Raw genomic sequence first — 16,031 nt, forward strand, 5'->3', positions numbered from 1 at the left:
CATACGAAGTGGCGAACCAGAACAAGATCATCATCACCTGCGCGGTAACGGGCTCGATCCATACGCCATCGATGTCGCCGCATCTGCCGGTGACGGCCGAAGAGATCGCCACCGCCGCCATCGAGGCCGCCGAAGCGGGCGCCGCGATCGTCCATCTTCACGCCCGCAATCCGGTCGACGGGCGCCCCGACCAGTCGACCGAGGCCTTCGCGCCTTTCCTGCAAGTCATCAAACAGCGCTCCAACTGCGTGGTCAACATCACCACCGGGGGTGCCGCAACGATGAGCGTGGAGGAGCGCGTCCGGCCGGCGAAGGTGTTCGCGCCCGAGGTCGCGTCGCTCAACATGGGCTCGATGAATTTCGCGCTGTTCCCGATGCTGGAGCGCTTCAAGACCTTCGAGCATGACTGGGAGCGGCCTTATCTGGAATCCTCGCGCGACCGCATCTTCCGCAACACCTTTGGCGACATCGAGCACATATTGCGCACCTGCGCCGATAACGGCACGCGCTTCGAGATCGAGTGCTACGACATCGGCCATCTCTACACGCTGGCGCATTTCGTCGAGCGCGGCCTGGTGAAGGCGCCGTTCTTCGTCCAGAGCGTGTTCGGCATCCTCGGCGGCATCGGCACGCATCCGGAGGACGTCGCCCATATGAAACGCACGGCCGACCGCCTGTTCGGCAACGACTATCACTGGTCGGTGCTGGGCGCCGGCCGCCATCAATTGCCGATCGCCACGCAGGCGATCGCGCTGGGCGGCAATGTGCGGGTCGGCCTGGAGGACTCGCTGTGGATCGGCAAGGGCAAGCTCGCCCGTTCCAGCGCCGAGCAGGTCACCAAGGTGCGCCAGATCATCGAAGGCCTCGGCGCCTCGATCGCCACGCCCGACGAGGCGCGCCAGATCCTGCAGCTCAAGGGCGGCGACAAGGTCGCGTTCTGAGCGCTAATCCAAATTCCATAGTTTCGCCGCCTGGCTTTTTGTTTGGAAATACTGCCATTCACAGGTACCAACCGGTTTCTTTGCACTTCCTGGAAGGAAGTGGAAATAACTTTGTGGCACCATTGGTTATTCCATCGGGCTGCGTTATCGCTCGCCAATGTTCCTTTCAATCGCCACCACCCATCATCCGGCTACCGATCTCGGCTTCCTGCTGCACAAGCACCCCGAGCGCCTGCATGAGACCGACCTCTCTTTCGGCAAGGCCTGGTTGTCCTATCCCGAGGCCAGCGAGACGCGCTGCGAGGCCGCACTTCTGCTCGACGTCGACCCCGTTGGATTGGTGAGGGGCAAAGGTCGGGCGGACGGATTGCTGGATCAATATGTGAACGACAGGCCTTACGCGGCGTCTTCCTTTCTGTCCGTGGCGCTCAACAAGATGTTCCGGACGGCAATGAGCGGCATCTCCAAGGAACGCCCGCAACTCGCCGAAAGCGACCTGCCGCTGGAAGCTGTCGTGGCGCCCTTGCCGATGCGCGGCGGCGAGGCGATAGTGCGGCAGCTGTTCGAACCGCTGGGCTGGACCGTCGAGCTGACGCCAATCGAAGCCATCGGTGCCGGTTCGGGAGGGCTCCGTTACGGCCATTTGAAATTGTCCGGCCTCGACCGGCTGAGCAATCTGCTCAACCACCTCTACGTCCTAATCCCGGTGATGGACGACGCCAAACATTATTGGGTCGGCGACGACGAGGTCGACAAGCTGCTGTCCAAGGGGGCGGGATGGCTGGAGCACCACCCCGCCAAGGAGCTGATCGCGCGCCGCTATTTGCGCAACCGATCGGTTTTGACCCGCGCGGCCCTGGCGCGACTGGTCCCTGAAACCGCGGCAGCGGAGACGCCAGTCGAAACCCGCAGCTCGCCCGAGGAAACGCTCGAGGCGCCCGTCCGGCTGCACGACCGGCGCCTGGATGCGGTCGTCGAAGCCATCCGCGCGAGTGGCGGGAAAGTTGTCGCGGATCTGGGCTGCGGTGAAGGTAAGCTGCTCGACCGATTGATACGCGAGCGATGGGTCCAAAAACTGTTCGGCTTGGACCCCGCGGCCCGCGAGCTCGAATGGGCGGCAAGGCGGCTGAGACTGAATGAAGTGGGCGGCCCGCCGGAAGGTCGCGTCACGCTGCTGCATGGTTCGTTGACTTACCGGGACAGTCGCTGGGCCGAAGCAGACGTCGCTGTATTGGTCGAGGTCGTCGAGCATCTCGACCAAGACAGGCTGCCTTTAGTCGAGCGGATTGTGTTCAGCGAAACCGCTCCAAAGACCGTTATCGTGACCACGCCCAACGCGGATTATAATGCGCTTTTCAGCAGTCTGCCCCCGGGCACTTTCCGTCATCCGGATCATCGCTTCGAGTGGAGCCGCCCCGAATTCAAAACCTGGACGGCTAGAATAAGCGAGACATACGGCTACGCCGCTGAAATCAGTGGCATAGGGGTTGAGGATGCCAACCTGGGCGCGCCTACACAGATGGCGGTGTTCACGCGATGAGGGAAGTCGACAAGACCAATCTGGAAATTCCGGATTTCGCACTGGTCGTGCTGATCGGGTCGACCGGGTCCGGTAAGTCGACTTTCGCCGCCAGGCATTTCCTGCCGACCGAGATCATCTCGTCTGACCGATGCCGTGGACTCGTCTCCGATGACGAAACCAATCAGGATGTTTCGGCCGACGCCTTCGAATTGATGCGCGATATCATTGGCAAACGGCTAAAGCATCGCAAGCTGGCTGTGGTGGACGCTACCAATGTGAGGCAGGCGGATCGCAAGGCATGGATCGAACTGGCCCGCAAATGGCACGCCTTGCCGGTCGCCATCGTCCTCGACCCCGGTGTCGACATCTGCGTTGTGCGCAACGCGGCGCGCCCGGATCGCCCTTTCGGTGCGGGCGTCCCTCAACGCATGACCAGCGAAATCCGCAAGGGCCTTGGCGGCCTGCAGCGGGAGGGCTTTCGCCAAGTCTGGAAGCTCACCAACGAAGCCAGCATCGAGGCCGCCAAAATCTCGCGCCAGCCGCTTTGGACCGACAAGCGTCACGATACCGGCCCCTTCGACATCATCGGCGACGTGCATGGTTGCGCCGACGAGTTGCAAGCCTTGCTTGGTCAACTCGGGTATGAGGTCGTCTGGTCGCAGGATCGCGGCGAGCGAACCGTTGCCGTCACTCCCCCAAATGGCCGCAAGCTCGTCTTTGTCGGCGATCTCGTCGACCGCGGTCCCAATACGCCCGATGTGCTGCGCATTGCCATGAGCATGGTGGCGGCCCGAACCGCTTACTGCGTTCAAGGCAATCACGAACGCAAGCTCAGCCGCTGGCTGGAGGGCCGCAAGGTCACGATTGCCCACGGCCTTCAACAGACCATCGACCAATTGGACACGCAGGATCGCGGGCTGCGCGAAGCGCTGCCGGCCTTTCTCGACGACCTGCGCAGCCATGTCTGGCTGGACGGCGGACGCCTGGCCGTTGCCCATGCCGGCCTCAAGGAAGAGATGATCGGGCGAGGCTCGGGCACCGTGCGCGAATTCGCGCTCTATGGCGAAACGACTGGCGAGATCGATGAATTCGGACTGCCGGTGCGCGCCGACTGGGCCACGGCTTATCGGGGCAAGACTGCCGTGGTATACGGTCACACGCCGATGCTATCGGCTCAATGGCTGAACAACACCCTGTGCATCGATACCGGCTGTGTGTTCGGCGGCAAGTTGACGGCGCTGCGCTGGCCGGAACGCGAGCTGGTTGAGGTGCCGGCAATCCGAACATGGTCGGAGCCCGTACGCCCGCTTGGCGCATCAAGTATGGAGAAATCGGCACAGGCCGATGCCGATGGCGTGCTCGATATCGAAGATGTTGCCGGCCGCCGCTGGATCGAGACCGAGCTGAAAGGCCGCGTCGTCGTGGCCGAGGAAAATGCCGCGGCCGCCCTAGAGGCCATGAGCCGTTTCGCCATAGCGCCCCAGTGGCTGGTTTACCTACCGCCGACGATGTCGCCGTCCGAGACAAGCAGTCACGCCGACTGGCTCGAACGCCCGGAAGAGGCTTTTGCCTATTTTCGCGAGCGCGGCGGAGCCGAGGTCGTGTGCGAGCAAAAGCACATGGGTTCGCGGGCGATCGTCGCACTGTGCCGGACCGCGCAGGCGGCGCGCAGCCGCTTCGGCATTTCGGGCGACGAAACCGGCGCGATATGGACCCGGACAGGACGTTCCTTCTTCGGCGACGACGCCATGACGGAGGGGCTGCTCGCCCAGCTTCGCGCAAGCGTCGATGCCGCTGGCCTCTGGGGGGAACTGAAAACCGACTGGCTGCTGCTCGACGCCGAAATCATGCCCTGGTCGGCCAAGGCGAGCAGCCTCATCGAAAGTCAGTACAAACCGGTGGCAGCGTCGTCCGCGGCCGGCCTGCGGCTCGGTCGCGATGCCTTGGAGAGAGCGAAGGCGCGAGGCGTCGACGTGATGGATCTGAGCGCACGGTTCGCCGATCGGGCCGTGCGCGCAGGCAAATACGCCAGCGCCTGGTCGCCCTATGTCTGGCCGGTTTCAAGTGTCGAGGATCTCAGGGTGGCGCCTTTCCATCTGCTGGCCAGCGAGGGCCGCGTCTGGTTCGACCATGACCACATCTGGCATATGTCGCTGGCCGATCGCCTCGCCACGGAAGGCGTCGTCGTGCACACCAAATGGCGCAACGTCGACCTGGCCGATGCCGCCGCCTGCACGGAAGCCGCCGCCTGGTGGGAGATGCTGATCGCTTCAGGCGGCGAAGGCATGGTGGTCAAGCCGCGTGACTTCATCAGCCGCGGCAAGAAGGGCCTCATCCAGCCGGCGCTCAAGGTGCGTGGCCGCGAATATCTGCGTATGATCTACGGCCCCGAATATGACGCCCCGGAAAACCTTGTCCGGCTGCGCGAGCGGCATCTGGGCGGCAAGCGCAATCTGGCGCTCAGCGAGTTCGCGCTCGGCCATGAAGCGTTGAAGCGCTTTGTCGAGAGGCAACCGCTGCGGCGGGTCCACGAGTGCGTCTTCGCTGTGCTGGCTCTGGAGAGCGAGCCTATCGATCCTCGACTTTGATGATCGTCAGCCGAACATCCGCTCGCCCTGCTCGTCGACGAGTTGGATGCCCTTCTTGATCGAGATGTCGACGGCGTCGTCCAGCCCGGCGAAACGATCGGCGCGGATGAAGCGGTGCTCCTTCATCACGCCGTCCACTTCCTTCGAGACGACGCCGCAGGTCTGGTACTGGCCCTCGGCCTTGTAGGGCGTCGCGCTGATCAGGAATCCCTTGTGTTCGACCTGCTTGGCCGGCTTGGCGGTGCCGGTCTCCGTTGCCTCGCTACCGCCGCCGCCAAAAAGCTTTTTCAGAAAAGACATTTTTCAAAACTCCCGTTCACGTCCACGCAAGAGGAATCACGGCATCCCCTGTTCGCGCCGGCCCCTGTTCACGCAGGCTTCGTCTCAGCATGCGCGAATGCGCCGCCGTGTTCCAGCCCCTTGACGAAAACGCCGACCAGAAGCTCGATCTGATGCCAGATCTCCTCGGCCTGCTTGCTGTTCGAATTTGCAACATAACCACTGGTCACAATGCCATGCACGCTTGACCACAAGGTCCGCGCCGCAAGCGCGCGGCGGTCGTCGTCGAGGCCGAAATCGCCGGCCTTGAGCACGCCGGCGACGATGTCGAAGAGTGCGTCGAGCAGCGCGTCATAGGCGTCCGGGCCAGGCCGCGTCGCGCGGCGGCGGTTGAAGGCAAGCACCGCCGGCCAACTGCCGGGATGCGCCTCGACGAAGCGCACATAGGCAGCCGCCATCGCCAGGATGCGATGCTGGACGTCGGTCACCCCTTGCCTTTCGAGATCGGCCATGGCCGCCAAGCCTGTCGCGCCCAACCGGTCGAGCAGCCGCATGTTGACGGCGCGGTGCACCTCGTCAAGATCGGCAAAGAGGTTATAGACGGATCCGACGGAAATGCCGGCCTGCTCGGCGATGGTGCGCGCTTTCAGGTTCTCGGCGCCGCCCTCGTTGAGCAACGCCTCGGCGATGGCGAGCACCTTCTCGCCCATCTCTTCCTTGTCCAGCGCCATGCTCTTTCCTGTCCTTATGTCCGAAGTCGCAAGCCTAGCCCGGAATTCATTCTATTTGCTTGCGTTTACCATGTCCGGCAGCTCATGAACAGCGTTCAAAATAGTTCTTGAACAATGTTCATTTCCTGTTATGTTGAGTTTGTGAACACCGTTCACGAAAACAGGGAGAAGACCATGCTTAGCCTGATCAAGACATTGCTGGACGGCGCCAGCGCACGGGCCGAGGACAATCTGAAAGATCGTTTTGCGATCGACCTACTGGCCCAGCGCATCCGCGACGCGGAGGCGGGCCTTGCCGCCGCCAAGCAGACGCTCGCCTCGCTGATCGTACGCCAGCGAGCCGAGCAGACCAGCCTCGACCAGCTCGACCGCCGCATCGCCGATCTGGAGACCCGCACGCTCAGCGCGCTTTCGGCCAACAACCAGGCGCTTGCCGAAGGCGGCGCTTCCGCAATCGCCGAACTCGAGAACGAGCGCGAGGTCCGCCGCGCCACGGTCAAGAGCCTGGGCGAGAAGACCTTGCGGATGCGCCTGTCCGTAGAACAGGCGCATCGCCGTATCATCGATCTCAACCAGGGCATGATTTCCGCCCGTGCGATCGATGCAGAACGCAAGGCGCAGTCCCGTCTCAACCGTTCGATCGGCCGCACGGCAAGCATCAACGAAGCGGAGGAATTGCTCGCTCGCATCAAGGAAAGCAGCGACCCGTTCGAGGAGGCCGGCATCCTCGACGAGATCGACGGCGAGCTGCGCCACGAGGCGATCCGTGAACGCCTCGCCGAAGCAGGCCACGGACCGGCCACCAAGGTGCGTGCTGAGCATGTCCTGGCGCGCCTGAAATCGCTGAACTGAGCCCGAAATTTCCAAAACGGATCAAACCAAAGGAACACCACGATGAACGGCAATCGGACCTACATCCTGTTCAACACTTTGTCGGTGGGCGCCGCCTACTTCATGCTGGCCCTGTCGCTGTGGCTGGCGCCGGTCGACCTCTCGACCAAAGGCTACTGGGCGATGGGCGTCCTCTTGCTCACCGGCAGCCTGGTAAACCTGGTCAAGTACCGCACCGACGAGCGAATCGCGGCCGAGACCACGGCCAAGATCGAGAAGGCGCGCAACGAGAAGCTGATCAGCGAATATGTCGGCAAGGATTGATTTCTGCTCCTGCTGATCGCTTAACTGAACATAGAAAAGCCCGGAGCGATCCGGGCTTTTCGGGTTCTATGTGAGGATGCCTCAGCGGCGCGACAGTGCCTCGATCGCCGCGGCGGCGTCTTCCAGGATGCTGATCGCCTCGGCCTGCTTGTCTTCCGGCGCGTCGGCGATGTCGCCGAGCGCGGCGCGCAGCCGGTGGCGCAGCGCGCGGAACCGGTCGCGCGTTTCCGAGCGGCCGCGGCGCCAGCCGCCCTCGTCCTTGTCGTCGCCCCAGCCGAACCATTCGCGCGCCGCGGCCATCTTGCGGCCGAAACGCTCAAGATGGTCGAGCACGCTGTCGATCATCTCGCGATTCTCCTCGAGATGCGCCTTGCCGGCTTCGGTGATCGAAAACACCTTCTTGTTGCCTTCGCTCGAGGACACCGCGTAGCCCGCCTCCTCCAGGAAGGTCAGCGTCGGATAGACCACGCCCGGGCTCGGGCTATAGACGCCGCTGGTGCGCTCTTCCAGAGCCTTGATGATGTCGTAGCCGTGGCGCGGCGCGTCGGCCAAAAGCGACAGCGTGATCAGCTTGAGATCGCCGTCGGCCAGCATGCGCCCGGCGCGGAACATGTCGCCCGGGCCGCCCCGTCCGCCGCCCCTGCCGCCATGGCCGAACGGGCCAAAGCCGCCGCCGCGGCCGCCGAATTTGCCGGCCATATGCATGAACATGCGCTCGCCGAAGTGGTTGTGTCTGTGCATGAATTGCTCCTTGAGTTATATCTTACGATACATCGTAAGATAGGCTCATCGCTTATGGAGTCAAGATATATCTTAAGATGTATCTTACGCGGCGCCAAGACCGCTGTGCGTCTTCGTATGGCTGGGCCGAGAGCGCTACCAATGGCCGTTGCGCCGGTTCCAGGCGTAGAGCACGTCCGCGAAACGGTCATAGGCAAAGCGCGTCAACGGCAGCGCGATGGGGTTACCGAACAAGCTCGCCAGCCATCCCCCGCCCGGCGTGATCCGCCAGACCGCGATCGCCACCTCGGCGCCGGCCAGCAGCCGCCCGCTGGTGTCGGTCGCGTGCAGGCGCCGGCGGACATCCTCCAGCGAGACGCCGAATGCGGAGAGCGCTTCAGGTTCGAAATTGATGTCGCGGAATTCGACGCAGCCCGCCTTGACCGCTTCGGCGAGCCGCCGCTTCTGGTGGTTGATGCCGGCGTTGCACACCGGACAGCGCGTGTTGTACCAGACGGTGAGCAACGGCTTGGGCATGGCGCGACTATCGGGAATGCGGCGCGGCTTCGCAACAGCCGCGCCGATCCTTAAGTCGCCTTACCCGAGCGAGCTGATGATCTCGCGGTAGGCGAATTCCGGGAACGCCTTCATCGTCCGCGTTTTGACATTGCCGCCCGACGACAACAGCAGCGCGAAGCGGGCGAGCACCGCATCGTCCGGGGCTTCGACGATGGCGACCATGTCGCATTCGCCCATGGTCAGATAGAACGACTTGAACGATCCGCCCATTTCTCCCAGCAGCTTCTTGGCGGCATCGAGCCGCTTCGGCGACTCCCGCACATTCTTGGCGCCCAGCTCGGTCCAGTTGATAAGCACGATGTAGGTTGTCATGGCACACCTCCCTCCGGCGCCACGGTGCGGGCGTCTGGCCGTTGATGGCCGACGCCGGGCGGGCATCCGGCTTGTCGCCCACAAATGCATCCGACCTCGGAATTATCCTCCTGTCGGGCAAAGCCGGCAAGGCGGCATGAGAGGCAGCCCGAAACGCAAAAAGGGCGCCGGAGGCGCCCTTGGGTCTTGGTATGTTTGCGTCCGCTCAGCTGTCGAGGAAGCTTCTCAGCTTACGGCTCCGGCTCGGATGCTTGAGCTTGCGCAGCGCCTTCGCCTCGATCTGGCGGATGCGCTCGCGGGTGACCGAGAACTGCTGGCCGACTTCTTCCAGCGTATGATCGGTGTTCATGCCGATGCCGAAACGCATGCGCAGCACGCGCTCCTCGCGCGGCGTCAGCGAGGCAAGCACGCGCGTCGTCGTCTCGCGCAGATTGGCCTGGATCGCCGCGTCGATCGGCAGGATCGCCATCTTGTCCTCGATGAAGTCGCCGAGATGCGAATCCTCCTCGTCGCCGACAGGCGTTTCGAGCGAGATCGGCTCCTTGGCGATCTTCAGCACCTTGCGCACTTTTTCCAGCGGCATGGCGAGCTTCTCGGCCAGTTCCTCCGGCGTCGGCTCGCGGCCGATCTCGTGCAGCATCTGGCGCGAGGTGCGCACGATCTTGTTGATCGTCTCGATCATGTGCACCGGAATGCGGATGGTGCGCGCCTGGTCGGCGATCGAGCGGGTGATGGCCTGCCGGATCCACCAGGTGGCGTAGGTCGAGAACTTGTAGCCGCGGCGGTACTCGAACTTGTCGACCGCCTTCATCAGGCCGATATTGCCTTCCTGGATCAGGTCGAGGAACTGCAGGCCGCGGTTGGTGTATTTCTTGGCGATGGAGATGACCAGGCGAAGGTTCGCCTCGACCATTTCCTTCTTGGCGATCGCCGCCTCGCGCTCGCCCTTCTGCACCTGGTTCACGATCTTGCGGAATTCCAGGATCGAGATCGCCGTTTCGGTGGCGAGGTTCTGGATCTCGGCGCGCAGCTCCTTGATCGCATCCTTCTCGTTCTTGGTGAACTCCTTCCAGCCGCGCGAGGTCAGGTTGGCGATCGAACGGGTCCAGTTGGGATCGAGCTCCGAGCCCTGATACTCCCTGAGGAATTCCTCACGGCGCACGCCATAGCTTTCGGCGAGGCGCAAAAGCTTGCCCTCGTTCTGCACCAGGCGCTTGTTGATGTCATAGAGCTGCTCGACCAGCGCCTCGATGCGCGCGGCGTTGAGCGACAGCGACTTCACCGCCTTGATCAGCTGGTCTTTCAGCTCCTTCAGGCGGCGGTCCTGGCTGGGCGACAGCGTGCCGGCCGCGGCCAGGCGGTTCTCGACCTGCTGGTCCTGCAACTTGCGCAGCTTCTTGTAGGTGTCGGCGATGACGTCGAGCGTCTCCATCACCTGCGGACGCAGTTCCGCTTCCATCGCGGCCAGCGACAGGCTCGCCTCGTCCTCGTCGTCTTCCTCTTCCTCCAGCCCACGCGTGTCGCCGCCGACATTGGTGATGTCGTCTTCTTCCTCGCGCGCCGCCGCGCGACCACGCGGCTTCTCTTCGGGCTTGGGCGCTTCCTCGACGCGTTCGACGACGGGCGCCTGCTTGGCCTCGGGGCCGGCATAGGTCGCCTCGAGGTCGATGATCTCGCGCAGCAGGATCTTCGATTCGTTGAGCTCGTCGCGCCAGATGATGATGGCCTGGAAGGTCAGCGGGCTTTCGCACAGACCCGCGATCATCGTTTCGCGGCCGGCCTCGATGCGCTTGGCGATCGCGATTTCGCCCTCGCGCGACAGCAGCTCGACCGAGCCCATCTCGCGCAGATACATGCGCACAGGGTCGTCGGTGCGATCGGTCGGCTCTTTCTTGGTGGTCGTGGCGGCAACCGCGGTGCCGGTCTGCTCGGCGAGCTCGTTGGCGTCTTCCTCGGCGTCGGCGGCCGGCTCGGCTTCGGTCTCCTCGCCCACCTCGTCGTCCTCGACGACGTTGATGCCCATGTCGCTGAGCATCGCATTGATATCTTCGATGCGGTCCGGATCCGTCTCTTCCGAGGGCAGCACCGCGTTGAGCTCGTCGAGCGTGACATAGCCGCGTTTCTTCGCGGCCTTGATCATCTTCTTGACAGCATCGTCGGAAAGGTCGAGCAGGGGGCCATCGGTGGCGCCTTCGCGTTCGGTCTCGACCTCTTCCTTTTCCTTTGTCGCCATTCTTTGTCGTCTCCAAGCGGCCGAATATCGAGGCCGCGTAAACTGCCGTACCGGTTATGCTGGACGCGCTCGCGCCAGAACGCTTTTCATCGGCCCAGCAACCGCGTCATCTCTTTTGTTTTGTGCATGTCGCTGTCCCAAACCGGTTTCCACTTTTGGGCGACATGCATTAAGTCCAGATTAACCCTGATATCTGGAGCGGGCACTCTGCCTGTCCAGTTGTCACCAGTGCCCTCACATCGCTCGAATTTCCCGCCGACGCCGGGGCATGGGTTAACGTTTCGAATCGACCTGATTCCGCCAATCTGCCAGAAGGTCAAGCGCCTCTGGCATGATTCGCATGAAAAAAGCGAATCAATTACCCGACTTAGAGGCGTCGATTCGACGCGCTGCGCATTTCCACTTCACGTCCAATGGAGGTGTTCGGCCCTAAACGCGGCCAACCCTGCCCGATAAAACGCCGAACCCTTCGATCAGCGCTTCCGTTGCCTGCACATCGTTGAATTGCGCTTGAATCTCGACCAGATGCCGGAAGTTTTCGTCCGAAGGGTCTGCATCGAGCGCCGCCTGCGCCTGTTTCAGCTCTCTATGTAATGTGCGGGCGCTGCGCTGCAAGTGCATCGCCTGGTTGAAGGCGTCGCGGGCATCGTCGAGCGCTGCGGTCTCCAGCGCCGGCCACTGCCGCGCGCGCTTGATCAGTTCCACCGCCCGCTCCCAGATGCCGCCGCAGCCGGCGCGCTCGATGGTGGCGATGACCGCGCCGCGCTCGTCGGCCGCGTCATGCGCCATCGCGTCGAGGATGGCGGCATGGAGCTTCAGCAAATCCGAATTGGCAAGGTCGAGGAATTCGACATGCGCGAAATTCTCGTCGATCAGCGCCGGATGGTTGACCAGGGCCACGATGATCGTTGCCTCGCGCACCGACATCCCCTCGCCCCGCTTGACCAGCGCCGACTTGCCGAGGCTTTCGCTGATCGCGATGCGCCCGCCTCCGCCCTTGGCGAACTGTCCGCCGGGCGCCGGGGCCTTGCCTTGGCCGCGTTCGCCTGGTCGGCCGCTATCCTGACGGCCCTGCCGCGGGCCGCGCTGCGAGCCGAAGAAGCTCAGCTCCCGCTCGCGCATTTCCTGTTGGTAGTGATAGCGTGTGCTTTCGTCGCGTATACGACTCGCGAGCTCACGCAGCCTCTTTCCCAGTTCCGCCCGACGCTCCGGCGTGTCGAAGACGCCGCCCGCGGTCTCGCGCATCCACAACAGGTCGACCAGTGGTCGCGCATCGGCAAGCACCGCGCGAAATGCGTCCGGCCCGTCGGCCTTGACCAAGTCGTCCGGATCCTTGCCTTCCGGCAGCAGCGCAAAGCGTGCCGAGCGCCCGGGCTGGACGGCCGGCAGCGCTAGGTCGGCGGCGCGCCAGGCCGCTTTCAGCCCGGCCTGGTCGCCGTCGAAGCAAAGCACAGGCTCGCCGGCCATGCGCCACAGAAGTTCGAGCTGGTTCTCGGTGAGCGCCGTGCCGAGCGGCGCCACGGCGTTCTCGAAGCCGGCCTGCGCCAGCGCGATCACGTCCATATAGCCTTCGACCGCGATCACCGTGCCGCCTTTGGCGAGAGCTTTGCGGGCGCGGGCGAAATTGTAGAGCACGTTGCCCTTGTGGAAGAGCTCGGTCTCCGGCGAGTTCATATATTTGGCCAGAGCATCGGGCGCCAGCGCCCGCCCGCCGAAGGCGATGATCTTGCCGCGCGAATCCGGGATCGGAAACATGATGCGGTCGCGGAACCAGTCATAGGAGACCGGGATGTCGTCGCCATGCCGCACCAGGCCGCAAGCCTCGATGTCGGCCTTCGGCACGCCCTTGGCGGCAAGATGTTCCTTGAGCGCATTGCGGCTGTCGGGCGCATAGCCCAGCCGGAAGGATTGCTGCGTCGCCGGCGTCAGGCCGCGGTCGCGCAGATAGGCGCGCGCCTTGGCGCCTTCCGCTCCCTGCAGCCTGTCCTGAAAAAAGGTGGTCGCCATCTCCATGACGTCGGTCAGGCTGGCGCGTTCCTTCTCGCGCCGCTCTTCCCTTTCATCGCGCACAGGCATCGGCACGCCGGCCATCTCGGCGATCTTCTCGACCGCTTCGGGAAAGCTCATGCCGTCGAGTTCGGTGAGGAACTTGAAATGGTCGCCAGAAACAGAGCAGCCGAAGCAGTGGTAGCGACCCTTCTTGTCCTCGCAATGGAAGGACGGGCTTTTCTCGCCGTGGAACGGGCAACAGGCCCAGTAGTCGCCGCGCGACGCGTTGGTCTTCTTCCTGTCCCACGCGACGCGCGTGCCGATGACCTGCGAAATCGGCACGCGGTCGCGTATCTCGTCGAGGAAGGCGGGCGGAAAGCGCATCGGGGAAACTCGTTTGCCCTCCATATAATCAAGCCGCCCGGGCACGGCGACTCCGTCTGGCCCATCGTACCCGCTTTTCACAGACGAAAAGAAGGCGGCCGAGAAGCCGCCTTCTGAATTTCGGGATTGCCGTGGATTACTGCGCGGCGATCGCGCCGAAGATGATGCCGGAAAGGATGCTGACCAGCACATAGTCGTTGCCGACGCGGATCCACTCCTGGCCAGGGCCGGGGCGGCGCAGGCCATGGCGGTTCCAGTCGCGGACCGCCTGGTGACGCTTCCAGTTGGAATATCTCTGGCCGTTGCGCCAATGGCTGCGCTTTACCACCTTCTTCTTGACGATGACGCGCTTGTCGACATGCCTGCCGGGCTTCTGCCAGTCGACCTGCGTGTAGTTCGACTGCGGCGCGCTCGCCTGGGCGAGCGGTGCTGCCTGGCCGGAGAAGGCCGAGGCGGCCAGCATCGAGGCGGTGACGGCGGAAAGTATGAGACGCTTCATGGTCAGTACTCCTTGTTGTCGATAGGCAGAGGAATAGCCGCCAATGGATGAACCGAAACTGAACATGAAAATTACAATTCTGTAATGGTTTCCGATGCTTGCAGAGCCTGCTTCAACAAGGCTTTGGATCGCGCCGGTCGTGCCGTCCCGGCATCGCTTCATTCCGAGCGAAGGCGCAGCCGCCAGGCACATGCAACCAATGTTTCCGCCATTCATTTCCGACATGCGCCATCGAGCCGAGACTATCATCGCATCAGAAAAATCTATTATTCGGCTAATCTTAATTGGTATATTTCCACGCATTGAAATGATTGAGATTCGTCCTCCTCCACGCATTGCCGCGGCCACCCCGCGAGGTCGGCTGTGAGCGGCTCCGTCGTCCTCCTGCACCTTGCCGGGGCGGTGGCGCTGATGCTGTTCGCCACCCGCATGGTGAAGACAGGCGTCGAGCGCGCTTATGGCGACGTGCTGCGCCACCGGCTGCGCGCCACCATGCGCAATCCGGTCATGGCGGTGCTGGCCGGCTGTGGGCTTGCGATCGCGCTGCAGAGCTCGACCGCGGTGACGCTGCTGGTTGGCTCCTTCGCCGGCGCCGGCATCGTTTCGGGCGCCGCCGGGCAATTGGCAGTGCGCGGCGCCGAGATCGGTTCGGCGCTGGTGGTCAAGCTGCTCACCTTCGACCTGACGCTTTTGGTGCCGCTCTGCCTGATCGCGGGCACGGTCATGTTCATGGCCACCGAGCGGCGCGATTGGCGGCAGCTGGGCCGTATCCTGATCGGCGTCGGCCTGCTGATCCTGTCGCTGGAGATGATCGGTCAGGCGTCGGAACCGCTGCGCAACAGCCAGTTGATGCCGTTGATCATCAATTATTTCTCGGGCGATGCCATCACCACCTATCTCCTGGCTGCGCTGGTCACCTGGCTGTTCCAGTCGAGCATCGCCGCGGTCCTTTTGATGGCGACGCTGGCGGGTCGCGGGCTGATCACGCCGGAGCTCGGCGTGGTGCTGGTGCTTGGCGTCAACCTTGGCTCGTCGCTGATCGCGCCGATGCTGACGCGGTCGGCGCCGCGCGAGGTGCGCATCGTGCCGATAGGCAACCTTTTGATGCGCGGCCTCGGCTCGCTGATCATGCTGGTCCTGATCATGACCTTCAAGCCGGATGTCGCCTTCCTCGGCAAGACCGCACCGGATCAGATCGTCAACGCCCACATTTTGTTCAACGTGCTGATCCTGCTGGCCGGACTGCCGCTGGCCGGCCTCGTCTACCGCGCTTCCGAAAAGATCGTGGCGCTGGGCAGCAAGCCCCCACCGGCCGCGCTCGAGGTCGTCGAGCTGTCGGCGCTGAACGAGAGCGCCCTCGATACGCCGAGCCAGGCGCTCGCCAATGCGACGCGTGAGGTAGTGCGGGTCTGCGAGACGGTCGAGATCATGCTGAAGCGCATCATCGAGCTTTACGAGGATGCCGACCCCGCCAAGATCAAGGCGCTTGCCGCGCTCGACGACCGCGTCGACAGGAAGCACGCCGCGATCAAGCTCTATCTCGCCAAGATCACCAGGAATCCGCTGACCGAGGACGAGGCATTGCGGTGCCAGGAGCTGATCGGCGCCTGCGTCAAGCTGGAGCAGGTCGGCGACATCATCGTGCGCAACATGCTGGTGCATGTCAGGAAGAAGCTGGAGCGCGGCCTGGAATTCACGCCGGAAGGCTGGCAGGAGCTTTGCGCCTTCCACTCCTCGGTGCTTGCCAACGCGCGGCTGGCTTTCAACGTCCTGGTCTCGCGCGATTCCGAAACCGCATGTCGGCTTGTGCTCGAGAAGGACCAGTTGCGCGAGCGCGAGAAGGAAACCAGCGCCAGCCATTTCGTGCGCCTGCGCGAAGGCACCGCCAAAAGCGTCGAGACGAGTTCGATCCACCTCGACACCATCCGCGACCTGAAGCAGATCAACTCGCTGCTTGCCTCGATCGCCTATCCGGTGCTCGAGGAGCGCGGCCTGCTTGGCGGCTCGCGGCTGAAGGCGAGCTAGAGTCTTTCACGTTTTGACGGATGCGTATCCGGAGTTTGCGAAGTAGTTGCTGCATTCGGCTGCCTCGATAGTTT

The 16,031-nt window shown here is 63.3% G+C and carries 14 protein-coding genes; 6 read left to right on the plus strand and 8 right to left on the minus strand.

Annotated features, from left to right (window positions below):
* The first annotated feature begins 8 nt into the window (after positions 1-8).
* The 3 genes from FJW10_RS10250 (at position 9) to FJW10_RS10260 (ending at position 5,051) form a co-directional block, all read left to right on the plus strand.
* Positions 9-941: a 3-keto-5-aminohexanoate cleavage protein gene (locus tag FJW10_RS10250; RefSeq protein WP_040989481.1), complete on the plus strand. Its 933-nt coding sequence runs from the start codon at positions 9-11 to the stop codon at positions 939-941.
* Positions 942-1,098: 157 nt separating this feature from the next.
* On the plus strand, positions 1,099-2,481 hold the full coding sequence (locus FJW10_RS10255) for a 3' terminal RNA ribose 2'-O-methyltransferase Hen1 (protein WP_140899999.1): 1,383 nt from the start codon (positions 1,099-1,101) through the stop codon (positions 2,479-2,481).
* Positions 2,478-5,051, plus strand: coding sequence for a polynucleotide kinase-phosphatase (locus tag FJW10_RS10260; protein ID WP_140900000.1), 2,574 nt, complete (start codon positions 2,478-2,480; stop codon positions 5,049-5,051). Before FJW10_RS10255 ends, FJW10_RS10260 begins: the two co-directional genes overlap by 4 nt.
* A gap of 6 nt (positions 5,052-5,057) precedes the next feature.
* Here FJW10_RS10260 and FJW10_RS10265 read toward each other — a convergent pair whose 3' ends face one another.
* Positions 5,058-5,351 (minus strand): HlyU family transcriptional regulator, encoded by a 294-nt coding sequence (locus FJW10_RS10265; RefSeq protein ID WP_140640662.1) that lies wholly within the window; start codon positions 5,349-5,351, stop codon positions 5,058-5,060.
* 68 nt (positions 5,352-5,419) lie between these two features.
* Entirely contained in the window at positions 5,420-6,061 is a 642-nt protein-coding gene (locus FJW10_RS10270; protein WP_140640664.1) for a TetR/AcrR family transcriptional regulator, read from the minus strand.
* 174 nt (positions 6,062-6,235) lie between these two features.
* On the opposite strand from FJW10_RS10270, the gene FJW10_RS10275 reads away from it, so the two are divergent.
* Positions 6,236-6,913: a PspA/IM30 family protein gene (locus FJW10_RS10275; protein WP_140828131.1), complete on the plus strand. Its 678-nt coding sequence runs from the start codon at positions 6,236-6,238 to the stop codon at positions 6,911-6,913.
* 42 nt (positions 6,914-6,955) lie between these two features.
* On the plus strand, positions 6,956-7,216 hold the full coding sequence (locus FJW10_RS10280) for a YiaA/YiaB family inner membrane protein (protein ID WP_140640668.1): 261 nt from the start codon (positions 6,956-6,958) through the stop codon (positions 7,214-7,216).
* Between the two features lie 81 nt (positions 7,217-7,297).
* On the opposite strand, the gene FJW10_RS10285 is transcribed toward FJW10_RS10280, so the two are convergent.
* The 6 genes from FJW10_RS10285 to FJW10_RS10310 all read right to left on the minus strand — a co-directional run bounded on the left by FJW10_RS10285 (position 7,298) and on the right by FJW10_RS10310 (position 13,932).
* Positions 7,298-7,957 carry a PadR family transcriptional regulator gene (locus FJW10_RS10285; protein WP_140900001.1) on the minus strand — a complete coding sequence of 220 codons (660 nt, stop codon included), beginning with the start codon at positions 7,955-7,957 and terminating at the stop codon, positions 7,298-7,300.
* Between the two features lie 135 nt (positions 7,958-8,092).
* The gene (locus tag FJW10_RS10290; RefSeq protein WP_181177484.1) at positions 8,093-8,473 is read right to left on the minus strand and encodes a DCC1-like thiol-disulfide oxidoreductase family protein; all 381 of its coding nucleotides are present in this window, start codon (positions 8,471-8,473) and stop codon (positions 8,093-8,095) included.
* 60 nt (positions 8,474-8,533) lie between these two features.
* Positions 8,534-8,827, minus strand: coding sequence for a GYD domain-containing protein (locus tag FJW10_RS10295; protein WP_140640672.1), 294 nt, complete (start codon positions 8,825-8,827; stop codon positions 8,534-8,536).
* Between the two features lie 205 nt (positions 8,828-9,032).
* The gene (gene rpoD, locus FJW10_RS10300) at positions 9,033-11,060 is read right to left on the minus strand and encodes an RNA polymerase sigma factor RpoD (RefSeq protein WP_140640674.1); all 2,028 of its coding nucleotides are present in this window, start codon (positions 11,058-11,060) and stop codon (positions 9,033-9,035) included.
* Between the two features lie 429 nt (positions 11,061-11,489).
* A complete protein-coding gene (gene dnaG / locus FJW10_RS10305; protein WP_140900002.1) occupies positions 11,490-13,433 on the minus strand; it encodes a DNA primase in 1,944 nt (647 codons plus the stop codon).
* 136 nt (positions 13,434-13,569) lie between these two features.
* Positions 13,570-13,932 (minus strand): RcnB family protein, encoded by a 363-nt coding sequence (locus FJW10_RS10310; RefSeq protein WP_140900003.1) that lies wholly within the window; start codon positions 13,930-13,932, stop codon positions 13,570-13,572.
* Between the two features lie 363 nt (positions 13,933-14,295).
* Here FJW10_RS10310 and FJW10_RS10315 point away from each other — a divergent pair, with 363 nt between their 5' ends.
* On the plus strand, positions 14,296-15,957 hold the full coding sequence (locus tag FJW10_RS10315) for a Na/Pi cotransporter family protein (protein ID WP_140900004.1): 1,662 nt from the start codon (positions 14,296-14,298) through the stop codon (positions 15,955-15,957).
* The last annotated feature ends 74 nt before the right edge of the window (positions 15,958-16,031 follow it).

Origin of the sequence: Mesorhizobium sp. B4-1-1 (genome assembly GCF_006439375.1) — a bacterium.
In the GTDB taxonomy this organism is placed as follows: Bacteria; Pseudomonadota; Alphaproteobacteria; order Rhizobiales; family Rhizobiaceae; genus Mesorhizobium.